General features: G+C 61.8%; 14 protein-coding genes and 1 tRNA gene. 7 read left to right on the forward strand and 8 right to left on the reverse strand.

What is annotated here, in order from left to right; all coding sequences use genetic code 11:
* Positions 1-494: 494 nt before the first annotated feature.
* The 3 genes from J2858_RS16540 to tesB form a co-directional block, all read right to left on the reverse strand.
* Positions 495-1,898, reverse strand: coding sequence for an ammonium transporter (locus tag J2858_RS16540; RefSeq protein WP_210105924.1), 1,404 nt, complete (start codon positions 1,896-1,898; stop codon positions 495-497).
* Positions 1,899-1,925: 27 nt separating this feature from the next.
* Positions 1,926-2,276: a P-II family nitrogen regulator gene (locus J2858_RS16545; RefSeq protein WP_210105925.1), complete on the reverse strand. Its 351-nt coding sequence runs from the start codon at positions 2,274-2,276 to the stop codon at positions 1,926-1,928.
* 211 nt (positions 2,277-2,487) lie between these two features.
* Entirely contained in the window at positions 2,488-3,372 is an 885-nt protein-coding gene (gene tesB, locus J2858_RS16550) for an acyl-CoA thioesterase II (RefSeq protein WP_245366358.1), read from the reverse strand.
* 86 nt (positions 3,373-3,458) lie between these two features.
* On the opposite strand from tesB, the gene J2858_RS16555 reads away from it, so the two are divergent.
* Positions 3,459-4,673 carry a ubiquinone biosynthesis hydroxylase gene (locus J2858_RS16555; RefSeq protein ID WP_210105926.1) on the forward strand — a complete coding sequence of 405 codons (1,215 nt, stop codon included), beginning with the start codon at positions 3,459-3,461 and terminating at the stop codon, positions 4,671-4,673.
* 25 nt (positions 4,674-4,698) lie between these two features.
* Here J2858_RS16555 and J2858_RS16560 read toward each other — a convergent pair whose 3' ends face one another.
* The 4 genes from J2858_RS16560 to J2858_RS16575 all read right to left on the reverse strand — a co-directional run bounded on the left by J2858_RS16560 (position 4,699) and on the right by J2858_RS16575 (position 7,259).
* Positions 4,699-4,887 carry a Trm112 family protein gene (locus J2858_RS16560; protein ID WP_210105927.1) on the reverse strand — a complete coding sequence of 63 codons (189 nt, stop codon included), beginning with the start codon at positions 4,885-4,887 and terminating at the stop codon, positions 4,699-4,701.
* 8 nt (positions 4,888-4,895) lie between these two features.
* Entirely contained in the window at positions 4,896-5,564 is a 669-nt protein-coding gene (locus J2858_RS16565) for an LON peptidase substrate-binding domain-containing protein (protein ID WP_210106053.1), read from the reverse strand.
* Between the two features lie 130 nt (positions 5,565-5,694).
* The gene (gene trxA, locus J2858_RS16570) at positions 5,695-6,675 is read right to left on the reverse strand and encodes a thioredoxin (RefSeq protein ID WP_210105928.1); all 981 of its coding nucleotides are present in this window, start codon (positions 6,673-6,675) and stop codon (positions 5,695-5,697) included.
* Positions 6,676-6,737: 62 nt separating this feature from the next.
* A complete protein-coding gene (locus J2858_RS16575; RefSeq protein ID WP_210105929.1) occupies positions 6,738-7,259 on the reverse strand; it encodes a prolyl-tRNA synthetase associated domain-containing protein in 522 nt (173 codons plus the stop codon).
* 350 nt (positions 7,260-7,609) lie between these two features.
* Here J2858_RS16575 and J2858_RS16580 point away from each other — a divergent pair.
* Positions 7,610-7,684 (forward strand) — tRNA-Gly (locus J2858_RS16580).
* A 147-nt stretch (positions 7,685-7,831) separates the two neighbouring features.
* Here the strand turns inward: J2858_RS16580 and J2858_RS16585 are convergent.
* Positions 7,832-8,941 (reverse strand): citrate synthase/methylcitrate synthase, encoded by a 1,110-nt coding sequence (locus J2858_RS16585; RefSeq protein ID WP_210105930.1) that lies wholly within the window; start codon positions 8,939-8,941, stop codon positions 7,832-7,834.
* Positions 8,942-9,045: 104 nt separating this feature from the next.
* On the opposite strand from J2858_RS16585, the gene J2858_RS16590 reads away from it, so the two are divergent.
* The 5 genes from J2858_RS16590 to J2858_RS16610 all read left to right on the forward strand — a co-directional run bounded on the left by J2858_RS16590 (position 9,046) and on the right by J2858_RS16610 (position 13,153).
* Entirely contained in the window at positions 9,046-10,236 is a 1,191-nt protein-coding gene (locus J2858_RS16590; protein ID WP_245366360.1) for a citrate synthase, read from the forward strand.
* Between the two features lie 71 nt (positions 10,237-10,307).
* On the forward strand, positions 10,308-10,859 hold the full coding sequence (locus tag J2858_RS16595) for a sigma-70 family RNA polymerase sigma factor (protein ID WP_210105931.1): 552 nt from the start codon (positions 10,308-10,310) through the stop codon (positions 10,857-10,859).
* Positions 10,846-11,619, forward strand: coding sequence for an anti-sigma factor family protein (locus tag J2858_RS16600; RefSeq protein WP_210105932.1), 774 nt, complete (start codon positions 10,846-10,848; stop codon positions 11,617-11,619). Before J2858_RS16595 ends, J2858_RS16600 begins: the two co-directional genes overlap by 14 nt.
* 20 nt (positions 11,620-11,639) lie before the next feature.
* A complete protein-coding gene (locus tag J2858_RS16605; protein ID WP_210105933.1) occupies positions 11,640-12,350 on the forward strand; it encodes a Bax inhibitor-1/YccA family protein in 711 nt (236 codons plus the stop codon).
* A 131-nt stretch (positions 12,351-12,481) separates the two neighbouring features.
* Entirely contained in the window at positions 12,482-13,153 is a 672-nt protein-coding gene (locus J2858_RS16610) for an exopolysaccharide biosynthesis protein (protein WP_245366362.1), read from the forward strand.
* Positions 13,154-13,155 lie beyond the last annotated feature (2 nt).

Below are 13,155 nucleotides of genomic sequence, written 5' to 3' on the forward strand. Positions count from 1 at the left end.
GCCAGCCGGTATCCGCGGGACAACAGCCTTGCGGTATAGATCCGGTTGTAGAGGCTGCCCCAAACGGCACCCACCGCGAGCCACCCGAGCGGCAGGCCAAAAGGCCCAAGGGCAAGAGCCGCCAGCAAGGCAACAGTACCGCCCAGAGCGCAAATGCCAACCCCGTTCACGACATCGCCTCTGACAATGGCAGGCAAGCCCCCGAGGACCAAGCTGGCCCAGCTGAACCCATAAAAACCGGTGCGTGGCAGGCCACTCCTTGCGTGCATCAACTGAATAGTTGTAGTCAACGCGCTCTCCAACTTAAACTGACACCGCAGAAATATAGCCTCCCATCGGCTCAGTACACTAGCAAGGATTATACTTCAAGTTAAAATAAATTACTATTCTGTTACAAAAAAAGAATTAGAATTAACACTATTATCACAAACTAAAAAGCCCGGGAAATTCCGGGCTTTCTATATGTTGATTCGCTAAAGTGCGTAACGCTTACCTTAGGAGTGGTAAGCCGCTTCGCCATGCGAGGCCAGATCGAGACCTTCGCGTTCGGCTTCGACGGTTGCGCGCAGGCCGACAATAACATCCACCACCTTGTAGAGGATGAGCGAGCCGATACCCGACCACAGGACCGTGACGACAACGCCCTTCAGCTGCGCCAGAACCTGCGTGGCCGTGCCGGCATAAGAGGCTGCGAAGTCGGCCGTGGAGTAATCCACAACGCCTGCACCGCCCAGAGCCGGGTTGACGAAGACGCCCGTCAGGATGGCACCGATGATGCCGCCGACGCCATGGACGCCGAACACGTCTGCCGTGTCGTCATAACCGAACTTGTTCTTCACCGTCGAAACGAAGAAGTAGCAGATCGGCGAAACGACGAGACCCATGACGATGGCGCCGATCGGGCCGACGAAACCGGCAGCAGGCGTGATGACGACGAGGCCGGCAACGGCACCGGAGGCAGCGCCCAGCATCGAGGCCTTGCCGCGGGTGAAGCTCTCGATGATCGACCAGGACACGATGGCAGCAGCCGTCGCAACGAAGGTGTTGATCATGGCAAGCGCTGCATAGGCGTTGGATTCCAGGTTGGAACCGGCGTTGAAGCCGAACCAGCCAACCCACAGCAGCGAAGCGCCAACCATGGTAAGCGTCATGGAATGCGGAGCCATCATGTCCTTGCCGTAGCCCGTGCGCTTACCGACGAGGATGGCGCCGACGAGACCAGCAATACCGGCATTGATGTGAACAACGGTGCCGCCTGCAAAATCAAGCGCGCCAAAACCATAGATCAGGCCGGACGGGCTGGTGTAGGAGCTGGGGCCGCCCCAGAACCAGACCATGTGCGCCATCGGGAAGTAAACGAAGGTCAACCACAGGATGGTGAAGAGGATGACGGCGGAGAACTTGATACGCTCGGCAAATGCACCGACGATCAGCGCCGGCGTGATGGCGGCGAAGGTCATCTGGAAGCAGACGAAGGCCAGTTCAGGAATGGCAACGCCCTTGGTGAAGGTTTCCGCCAGGCTCGTCGTGCTGACGCCGGCCAGGAACATCTTGGAGAAGCCACCGACGAAGCTGTTGATCGCGCCGCCGTCCGTAAAGGCCAGCGAATAGCCGTACGCCACCCAGAGCAGCATCGCCACAGCCGCGATCATCATGACCTGCATGAGAACCGACAGCATGTTCTTGGTGCGCACCAGGCCGCCGTAGAACAGGGCCAGACCCGGCACGATCATCAGGAGGACGAGGATGGACGAAACCAGCATCCAGCTTGTGTCGCCCTTATCGACGGTCATGGCAGGCGCAGCAGCATCCTGCGCAAAAGCGATCGCCGGCGCAAACAGCGCAAACGACGCTGCCGCAAGGCGCGCTGGGATGGAATTGAGTTTGGAAAATGACATTGCAGATGACTCCCCTGATCAGCCGTCTTAGAGCGCTTCAGTGTTGGTTTCGCCGGTACGGATGCGCACGGCCTGCTCGATGGAATAAACGAAGATCTTGCCGTCGCCGATCTGACCGGTCTTTGCGGACGACGCGATGGCTTCGACGGCCTTTTCGACCAGTTCGGAGGCAACCGCGATTTCGATCTTCAGTTTGGGCAGGAAGCTGACAGCATATTCCGTGCCACGATAGATTTCGGTGTGCCCCTTCTGGCGCCCGTAACCCTTGACCTCGGTCACGGTCAGGCCCTGAATGCCGACAGCCGTGAGGGCTTCACGCACCTCGTCCAGCTTGAATGGCTTGATAATGGCCATCACGATTTTCATGTGGTTTCCCATCCTTTGTTATCTCGGCGCGGAGCCGGTTCTCCAGGCCGCTGACGGATCTGTGAGCAGCGACTGAACCTCTACATTCAATCGCCGTGCCAGATTCTCGCCACAAATTAACCCATTGAATTTTATAGTAAATTTAAAAATTTCATAGAAGGGATGCATTTGAACGCCAAATAGGCGCTCATTTACACAGCAAATTATTCAAATTGCATAAAATTTAATCACTTGCCCGTTTGCGAATCAGACCTTCCTGCGCAACCGAGGCCACAAGCGTACCGCAACGGGTGTAAAGCCCGCCGCGGGTCATTCCGCGGGCACCTGAAGCGCTGGGACTATCCTGGCTGTAGAGCAGCCAGTCGTCGAGCGCGAAGGGGCGGTGAAACCACATGGCATGGTCGAGGCTTGCCGCCTGGATGGACGGATCGAAGATCGTCTTGCCATGGGCGTAAAGCGAGGTATCGAGGAGCGTCATGTCGGAAAGATAGGCAAGAATGGCGGCGCGATAATGCCGGTCGTCGGGCACCGGGCCGGTGGCGCGCACCCACATATGCTGCTCGGGCTTCAGCTTCTCGTTCGACACGTAATGGACAAGCGACACGGGACGGATCTCCACCGGGCGCTTGCGCCCCCAATAGCGCTTCACCATCTCCGGCGCCTTGGCCAGAAACACGGACTGAAACTCCTCCTCCGACATCAGATCTTCAGGCTGCTTGATGGCCGGCATGGCCGCCTGGTGATCGTAGCCGGGCTCTTCGATCTGCGCCGAGACGGACATCGCGAAAATGGCGCGACCGTGCTGGATGCCGGTGACGCGGCGCGTGGTAAAACTTGCGCCGTCGCGCAGACGCTCCACCTGGTAGACGATCGGCAACTTAGGGTCGCCGGGCAACAGGAAATAGCCGTGCAAGGAGTGGACGAACCTGTCCATCGGCAGCGTGCGCTGCGCCGCCATCAGCGCCTGGGCGATCACCTGCCCGCCGAACACCCGCTGCCAGCCGATCTGCGGGCTTTCTCCCCGAAACAGGTTCTCCTCCAGCCGTTCAAGATCCAGCGTTTCGAGGAGTTGGTCCATGGCGGAGCGCTGTTCCGGGGCCTGCGGCATTTTTAACGGTCTCCAGCGGTAGGAAGCGATTGCCCGATGATCTATATGTCAGGCAGTGCATTCTCAAGTACGGCAGGAGCAAAGCGATGCTGGATATGCTGATCGTAGGCGGCGGATATGTCGGCCTTTCCGTTGCAGTGGCAACCAAACAGGCAGCACCGCACCTGTCCGTCGAGGTCATCGAGGCGGCACCGGAGCATGTCTGGGAGAAGGACGAGCGCGCCTCCGCCATCATTGCGGCGGCAAGCCGCATGCTCGGCGTTCTCGGTCTCTGGGATGAGATTGCCGTCGATGCGCAGCCGATCACCCGGATGATCGTGACGGATTCGCGCACGGCAGATCCGGTGCGTCCCGTCTTCCTCACCTTCGACGGCGATGTGGAGGAAGGCCAGCCTTTTGCCCATATGGTGCCGAACGTTGCCATGGTGCGCGCGCTGCGCGCCGCCTGCGAACGGCTTGGCATCCCGATTCGCCACGGCGTCTCGGCGACCGGATTTTCCGCGGGCCCCCATGCCGCTACATTGACCCTCTCCAGTGGCGAGACGCTGGAGAGCCGCCTGGTTGTCGCCTGCGACGGTGTGCGCTCCAAGCTGCGCGACATGGCCGGCATCAAGACCGTGCGCTGGGACTATGACCAGTCGGGCATCGTGACGACGGTGGAGCACGAGCGCCCGCACGACGGATGCGCCGAGGAACATTTCCTGCCGCCGGGCCCGTTTGCCATCCTGCCGCTCAAGGGCAATCGTTCGTCGCTGGTGTGGACGGAGCGGACGGCCGACGCCGACCGGCTGGTCGCCTCCGACGACCTGATCTTCGAAGAGGAACTGCAGCGCCGCTTCGGCTACAAGCTCGGCGCACTGACGGTTGTTGGCAGCAAGAAGGCGTTTCCGCTGGGGCTCACCCTGTCGCGCGCCTTCGTTGCACCGCGGCTGGCACTGGCCGGTGACGCCGCCCACGGCATCCACCCGATTTCCGGCCAGGGTCTCAATCTTGGTTTCAAGGATGTGGCAGCGCTTGCCGAAACCGTGGTCGAGGCCGACCGGCTCGGCCTCGATATCGGCGCGCTCAACATTCTGGAGCGCTATCAGGCCTGGCGCCGGTTCGACACCTTCCGCATGGGGGTGACGACGGATGTGCTGAACCGGCTGTTTTCAAATGATGTCGCGCCGATCCGCATCGCGCGCGATTTCGGGCTCGGCGTGGTGGAACGCCTGCCGAAACTGAAATCCTTCTTCATCGGGGAAGCGGCCGGCACGAAGGCGAAAAATGCCCCGCGCCTTCTTCAGGGCGAAACCATCTGAGGTTTGCCCGGGCCCGCAGGAGCGATCAGTCCTCGATCTTGCGGGCTTCCGATATTAGCATGATGGGAATGCCGTCGCGGATCGGATAGGCGAGACGCGCCTTTTCCGAGATCAACTCGTTCGTTTCGCGATTGAGCGACAATCTGGTCTTGCCGAGCGGACACACCAGAAGCTCCAGCAGCTTGGGATCGACCTTGGCGAGTTTCTCGTCCATCACAAACCCTACTGGAGAACCGTGTCGCTGTCGCCGAAATCGCGCGCCAGCAGGATTTCGGTGATGGCCACCAGCGTCTCGGCCCGCGTCTTCAAGTCCGGCGCCTCCAGCAGGGCCTGCTTTTCCGGCGCACCAAACGGCGACATCATCGACAGCGAATTGACCAGCATGCGGTTGCCCGCCCGCTCGACACTGTCCCAATCCGCCTCCAGCTGGTTTGCATCCAGATAGGCCCGAAAAACCCGCAAAAGCTCCTCGCGATTGACCGCGGCCTCGCCATCCTCTTCAGACAGATCGCTCATGAAGGGCATGATCTGGAAGGTCCGGAACGGATGCCCCTCGCCCACCTCCTCCGCCAGCCGCACACGGCAGACGCCGGCAAGCGAAACGATGTAGCGGCCATCGCCGGTTTCGGCAAAGGAGGTGATGCGGCCAAGGCATCCGACGGTGCTGAGCGCCGGGCGCAGGCTGTCCGGCGCTTCGCCCATGGCAGGCTGCACCATCGCAACGAGCCGGTCGCCAGCCATCGCCGCATCGAACATGGCGAGATAACGCGGTTCGAAAATATTGAGCGGCAACTGGCCGCCCGGCAGAAGCAGCGCGCCCGTCAACGGAAAGACCGGCACGGTCTGCGGCAGGTCCTCACGCTTTACATATCTCGCATTGCCGACATGCATGGCCATCCTCCACCTTCGACACTGCCGAACGGCAGGTCAGGTCTGATATGTGGTCTTGCACCCGGTTTCACAAGACGGGCCGGTTCAAGCCGCTGGCCAAACCAGGCCGGAAGACCATCCGACATCAACCTCAGGAAAACAGGATGGACGACATGCGACGGCGGGCGGCAATGGTTGCCGGATCCTTCGGGCCCCAGGCTTCGAAGAACTGCAGCAGCTGGCGGCGGGCGCCATCATCGTCGAAGGTGCGGTCCTTCTTCATGATCAACAGCAGGTGTTCGGCAGCTTCGTCGCGCTTGCCTTCCACATTGCGGATCTTGGCAAGCTTAACACGCGCCTCGTGGTGATCCGGATGAAGCGACAGCTCATGCTCGAGGGCCACGGGATCGCCAAGCTTGCGGGCCTCCTCGATCTGGCCGAGCTTCAGGGCAACGGCCTGGATCGGCGCCTGCGAGGAGAGCTCCGGCGGCAGCGATGCCAGCATCTGGCTGACCCGCGCCACCTCGCCCAGTGCCAGCAGGCATTCCATCATGCCGGCAGCGGCCTTGGCATTTTCCGGATCGGCTTGCAGAACGGCCGCAAACAGCTGGGCTGCGCCATCGAGATCGCCCGTGTCGAACAGACCCTGTGCCTCTTCGAGCGCCGCGTCCAGTTCTGCCGCCTGATCGGCACCGGCCGGTCCCCCGATCTTGTCGATGAACTGGCGGATCTGGCTTTCCGGCACGGCCCCCATGAAACCGTCGACCGGACGACCATTGACGAAGGCGATAACGGCCGGGATCGACTGGATGCCGAGCTGGCCGGGGATGGAGGGATGATCATCGATATTGAGCTTGACGAGCTTGACCCGACCCTGGCCTTCGTTGACCACTTTTTCGAGCGCCGGCGCCAGCTGCTTGCAGGGCCCGCACCACGGCGCCCAGAAATCCACCAGAACCGGCTGATGGCGCGATTCCTCCAGCACATCCTTGGTGAAGGCAGCCGTCGTCGTGTCCTTGACGAAACCGCCAGCCGGCCGGGATGCGGCAGCGGGCTGGGCGCCAAAGCTCATCGTGCCGCTCATCTGGTTCCCGTAGGAGCCGCCGTAGGGGTTGTTCGTGCCACTGCTCATGGATAAGTCTCCCGGAACTGCCTGTGCGGCTTCAATGGCCGCCTTGTGCTACAAATCGTATGTCAGCCGGTGACTTTCAAGACAAGCGGCTGATGGCCGGTCGCCTCAAGAAAGCGGACAAGATCGTCGCGTCCGATCGAGGTCGTGGCATCATTGGAGAGGGGGTGGCCGTTGATGATGTCATGGGCCATCAGATCCTCATCGAGAACGAAAGTCACCTTGTGCCCGCTATCGTTGATGGCCCCGAAGACGGTGACCGAGCCTGGAATGACACCGAGATATTCCAGCATCTTTTCCGGACTGCCGAACGAGACGCGGCTTGAGGCGCCGATGAGCTTGTGGACGGTTTTCAGGTCCACCACGGCATTTTCCTCGACGGTCAGCACGAAGAACTGGTCCTTCTTGTCCTTCACGAAGAGGTTCTTCGTATGCCCGCCGGGAATTTCGTCGCGCAGGCTTTCCGATTCGGCAACCGTGAACACCGGCGCGTGCGATTTCGTCGTGTGCGCGATGCCGAGGTTATCAAGAAAACGGAAAAGATCTTCGGCCGTCTTCGGCACCGGGGCTGTCGCACTGTCTGTCATGGTGAAGGTCTGCAGTCTTTCTGAAGGGGAACAAGCGATGGCGAACGGACGCATCCAGCCGCCGGCTGGACTATGGCGGCAGAGCCTTATCCTCACAAGCCGGGTGGCTGCAATTCCTGCCCGGATCGGACAGCGGAACGGAAGCGTTTTGTCCGCATCAGGCGACAGTCGCCACGGCACCTTCTTAAAAATATGTTTCGCGTCAGATACTTAATCGCGAAATCGAAATTTTTTCCGTTTCCCGTCATTTCCCTGTTGCATTCAAAAATCACTTGGGCCATATAGCCCCCGTCGCCGCAAGCGAGCGACACGCCGGCCCAGCGAACTACCCCGGGTCGCGCGATTGATGAGCGGGCGTAGCTCAGGGGTAGAGCACAACCTTGCCAAGGTTGGGGTCGAGGGTTCGAATCCCTTCGCCCGCTCCAATTTTCTCTTACGGAAAATTGATGGTCAGGCCGAGGATATTTTCTCGGGCTTACGCTTTATGTCGCTTCAAAAATTCCCAAATATTTCGTCCCGTCGCGGATGCGTTTTGGCATCCGCTCCGGAGAGACATCAGGAAGACCGCATGATCAGGCCTTCGGCATCGGCCCGACATAGCGCGACTGCGGGCGAATCAGCCGGCCGGTTTCTTCCTGCTCCAGCACATGCGCCGTCCAGCCCGCCATGCGCCCCGCGGCAAAGACATTGGTAAAGCTGTCGCGCGGAAAGCCGACCGCCTCCAGAACGAGCGCCGTGTAAAACTCGACATTGGTTTGCAGCGGCCGCAGCGGCTTCTTCTCCTGGAGTAGCGCAAGCGCTGCCGTCTCCACCTGTTCGGCAAACCGGATACGGCCATTGCCATCCTTCAGCCTAGCGACGGCCCCCTTCAACACATCGGCCCGCGGGTCGCGCACGCGGTAGATGCGGTGGCCAAAGCCCATCAGCCGTTCGCCGCGCGCTAACGCATCGGAAAGCCAGTTCTCGATGCGGGAAGCGTCACCGATGGCATCCAGCATGTCGAGGACCGGCCCCGGCGCGCCGCCATGCAGCGGACCCTTCAAGGCACACAGCGCCCCGACAACGGACGAGAAAAGCCCCGCCTTCGTGGAGGCAATGACGCGTGCGGTAAACGTGGAGGCGTTGAGGCCGTGATCGGCAACCGTCACCAGATAGGTATCGAGCGCCTTGACCTTGTCCGGCTCGGCCTGCGCGCCCTTCAGCATGCGCAGGAAATCTTCCGCCTGGGACAGTGATGCATCCGGCTCCACCGGGGAAAGCCCCTGGCCGCCACGGGCAATGGCAGCGGCAAAGACCGGAACGGCGGCAACGGCAAGCACCGGATGGGCTGTGGTTTCCTCATCCGGCAGGGCTGCGAGCAGAAGCCGCAACGCCTCCACCGGCGAAAGGCCCGATAGCGCCGGCAGGAGCGGCTGCATCAGGGCAAACGCCCGACCACGCGCGGTGCCGAGTGCATGTTTGATATCCGCCGCGCTCAAGACCTGCGGCGTCAGATCCCTCCAGAGCAGCGCAAGCGCTTCCTCGAACGTCCAGTCGGCCATCTCCTGCAGATGATAGCCGCGCAAGATCAGTTCGCCGGCGACACCATCCACATGGCTGAGGCGCGTTTCGGCGGCAATCACATCATCAAGACCGGGCGCCTGCGATGCGGTGGCGAGTACGGGAGTGCTGGGATGGCTCATGGCATTTCCTCTTTGTGGGATTGTTGTTGTCAATTCCGCTTGAGAATGTTGCAGTGCATATATATCGTCAATCTTGATTCATCCAATCAATGTGAACCTTGCCGATGAGCCTGCGCGAAAAATTCATGACTGCCGAAGCCGCTGCTGCCACATTGGAGATCAGCCGGCCGACGCTTTACGCCTATGTCAGCCGCGGCCTGATCCAGACGAGCGGTGCAGGAGACGATCCGCGCCGCAGGCTGTACAGCGCCCACGACGTGGAGGAGTTGAAGAAGCGCAAGGCCGTCGGCCGGCGGCCGCGAGACGTGGCGGCGACGACGCTCGATTGGGGTCTGCCGGTTCTGTCCTCTGCCATCACGCTGATCGACAACGGCGCGCTTTATTATCGCGGTCGCAATGCGCTGCATCTGGCCGACACCGAAAGCCTGGAAGACATTGCCCGCCTGCTGTGGGACTGCGGCGAAGACGACCCGTTCTCTCAGGCAAAGGCGACGCCCGAGACCTTCGACGCGCAATTGCTGGCAAAGACGGCAAGTCTGCCGCTGACGGAGCGTTGCCAGTCGCTGCTGCCCTTTATTGCCGTCGGGCGGGCAACGGCCTGGAAGCGCAATCCGCAGCGTCTATGGCCGGGCGCCTGCGCGCTGCTGCGCACCGTGGCCGGCGCCGCTGTCAGCCGGCAGCCGGACAGCCGGCCGATCGACGCGTGTCTGGCAGACGCCTGGGGGCTGGATGACAAGGGCCGTGATATCGTGCGGCGCGCCCTTGTTCTACTGGCCGATCATGAACTCAATGCCTCGGCCTTTGCCGTGCGTGTCGTCGCCTCCACCGGCGCCTCGCTTGGCGCCTGCCTCAATGCCGGCCTGTCGGCACTGAGCGGCCCGATGCATGGCGGCACCACAAGCCTTGTGGAACTGCTGTTCGATGAGGTGGAGCGCGTCGGCGATGCAGCGACCGTGATCGAAAACCGCCTGCGGCGCGGCGACAGCGTGCCGGGCTTTGACCATCACCTCTATCCGGACGGCGATCCGCGTGCGCGCGGACTGCTTCCCCACCTGCCGGAAAATTCAGCACAGGCCGATCTGCTGGCGGTGATGAGCGACATGGATGGCAAGCTGCCGAACTGCGATTTTGCGCTGGTGGCGCTGCGCCGCGCCCTCGGCCTGCCGCAGGGATCGGCGCTGGCGCTCTTTGCCATCAGCCGCACGGCCGGCTGGATTGCCCATGCGCTGGAGCAGGCGCTGGACGACAAGCTGATCCGCCCCCGCGCGCGCTATACAGGCCCGGCCATCGGCTGAACCGGCTGCCAGTCTCAGAAAAAATTGCAGCGCCACGGAATAAATCGCACGTCGTCTTCGTATACTGGGGCATGAGCGACAAGAGACACCCCTTCGATGTCCTGAACCAGCTGGCAACGCTTCGCCGCTATGCCCGCTCGCTCGTTCGCAATCCCGACGACGCAGAGGATCTGGTGCATGATGCCCTGGTCAAGGCCTATGAGCGCAAGGCGAGCTTCCGCAACAGTGGCAACCTGCGCAACTGGCTGCTGTCGATCGTCCATAACACGCATATCGACCGCATCCGCGCGCGCCGTTCCACCGACAATCGCCACAAGGCCGCCGCCGACATCGCAGAGACCGTGCATCATGCCGATCCGGACCAGTCGATCCGGCTGAAGCAGTTGCGGGAAGCCTTCTTTGCCCTCTCGCCGGAACAGCGGGATGCGCTGCACCTCGTCGCCATCGAGGGACTTTCCTACCAGGACGCCGCAGACGCACTGGCCATTCCCGTCGGCACGCTGATGTCGCGCGTCTCTCGGGCGCGTGCGGCCTTGCGCGCCTTCGAGGAAGCCGGCCGACGCCCGTCCGAGGGCGCCAACCATCTCAAACTCATTGAAGGGGGACGCGATGAAACCCGTTGATCCGGTCCAGTCCGCCGATGTGGAAGCCTATGTGGACGACCAGCTGGATGCCGGCCGCCGTATCGAGGTGGAAGCCTATCTTTCGGAAAATCCCGACATCGCAGCACGGGTGATGGCCGACCTTGCCATCAAGGGCGAGCTGCGCCTGGCGCTTGCCGAAGGCCATCGCCATGGCCGGCCGGAGACCCGTGAGGCGGCGCGCCGTCTGCAGGGTGCTCTGTCGCGCGGACGCATTTTTCATTCCCTCCAGCGGCTTGCTGCCACAGTGGCACTGGTTGCTGCCGGCTGGGGCCTCAGCAGCCATTTCGGCCCCTTCACCGTGTCGGAAGTGGTGGCCTCCGTGCCGCCGCCCGCCTTCGTGGAGGAAGCCATCCGCGCGCATGGCACGTCGGCACTGCGCCACACCATGCACTCGCAGCCGGAAGCCCCGCGCTTCGACCCGACCGAGATCCGCTCGGCAACCGCCATCGTCATGCCCGACATCCCGAAGGACTGGCAGGTGGAAGACGTGCAGATCTTTCCTTCCGCCTTCGGTCCGAGCGTCGAGATGGCGCTGACCGATGGGGACAAGACGAGGCTGTCGCTGTTTGCCGTCCGGCCCGGCAGCTTTGCCGTGCAGCAGGTGTCCGATGTCACGCAGGAGGCCGTGAAGGCCTCCTACTGGCAGATCGGCGAGGTGGCCTATGCGCTGGTCGCCCATGCTGAAAATGCCACCAACCTGCGTGGCGAGGCCGAACGCCTTGCAAAATCGCTTTACTGATCAACCACAGGAGACCCCCGATGAACCCCCGTTTCGGATATAATCCGGCCGTCCAATCCCAGGCCGTCTTCGATGAGGCGCTGCGCAAGCACATGCTGCGCGTCTACAATTACATGGGCCTCGGCCTTGTCATCACCGGCATCGTCGCCTTCGTCGTGTCCTCGACGCCGGCGCTTTACGTGCCGATCTTCTCGACCCCGCTGAAGTGGGTGGTGATGCTGGCCCCGCTCGCCTTCGTGTTCTTCTTCTCGTTCAAGATCCAGACCATGTCGGCCTCCACCGCCCAGATGACCTTCTGGGCCTTCTGCGCCGTCATGGGCCTGTCGCTGGCTTCCGTCTTCCTCGTCTTTACCGGCGCCAGCATCGCCCGCACCTTCTTCATCACCGCCACCATGTTCGGCGCCACCAGCCTTTACGGCTATGTGACGAAGCGTGACCTGTCGAAGTTCGGCTCGTTCCTGATGATGGGCCTCATCGGCGTGGTGATCGCCTCGGTGGTCAACATCTTCCTCGGCTCCAGCGCCCTGCAGTTTGCCATCTCGATCATCGGCATCTTCGTGTTCATCGGCCTCACCGCCTGGGACACGCAGAACATCAAGGAGCAGTATGCGGAAAACTTTGACCAGGAGAGCCAGCAGAAGCTTGCCGTCTTCGGCGCGCTGTCGCTCTATCTCAACTTCGTCAACATCTTCCAGCTGCTGCTGAGCCTCACCGGCGACCGCGAGGGCTAAGCTTGCCCCGCGGTCGTTGACCGGCACTCTTTGCCTTCGCCCACCGAATGGCCATGTTCTTGCGGCATGGCCATTTCCATGAGATCTTCGCGTTATAGTCCTCCCGTACTCCAGTGCCTGTCGAGCATGTAATGGCCCTGCCCCAAGACCCACCTGAGGACGCGCAGGACAGCCCAGGCGCCGATCACGGACATGGCGCAGAGCCCTTGAGCTTTTCCGCCATTCTGAGAACCATGGCCGATGACAAGAGGCGCGAGCGCGTCTCCGTGGCCGATCTTCTGTCGCTGATGCAGGACCGTGCCTTCGGCGCGCTGATCTTCATCTTTGCCATGCCGAACACCATTCCGACACCCCCTGGAACATCGGTAATCCTCGGCATTCCGCTGGTTTTTCTCGCTGCCCAGATGGCCCTTGGCAAAGCGCCGTGGCTGCCGAAATTCATCGCCGGCCGCTCGATGCTGCGGACCGATTTTGCCGGCATGGTCGACAAGGCAAGCCCGTGGATCGCCAAGGCCGAGCGCATGCTGAGGCCGCGCTGGAGAAGTCTGTCCTCGCCAGGCGCCGAGCGGATCATCGGCTGCTTCAGCCTCATCCTTGCGGTGGTGCTGGCGCTTCCCATTCCGCTTGGCAACATGCTGCCGGCCGTGGCGCTCTGCATGATGGCCTTCGGCATTCTGGAAAAGGACGGCGTGTGGATTGCAGGCGGCGCCACACTCGGCGTCGTCTCGCTGTTCCTGGTGGCGGGCGTCATTTACGCCATCATCAAGAGCGCCTTTTTCCTGATTGCAGCCGTCTTTGCCTGACC

Origin of the sequence: Neorhizobium galegae (genome assembly GCF_017877135.1) — a bacterium.
Classification (GTDB): domain Bacteria; phylum Pseudomonadota; class Alphaproteobacteria; order Rhizobiales; family Rhizobiaceae; genus Neorhizobium; species Neorhizobium galegae_A.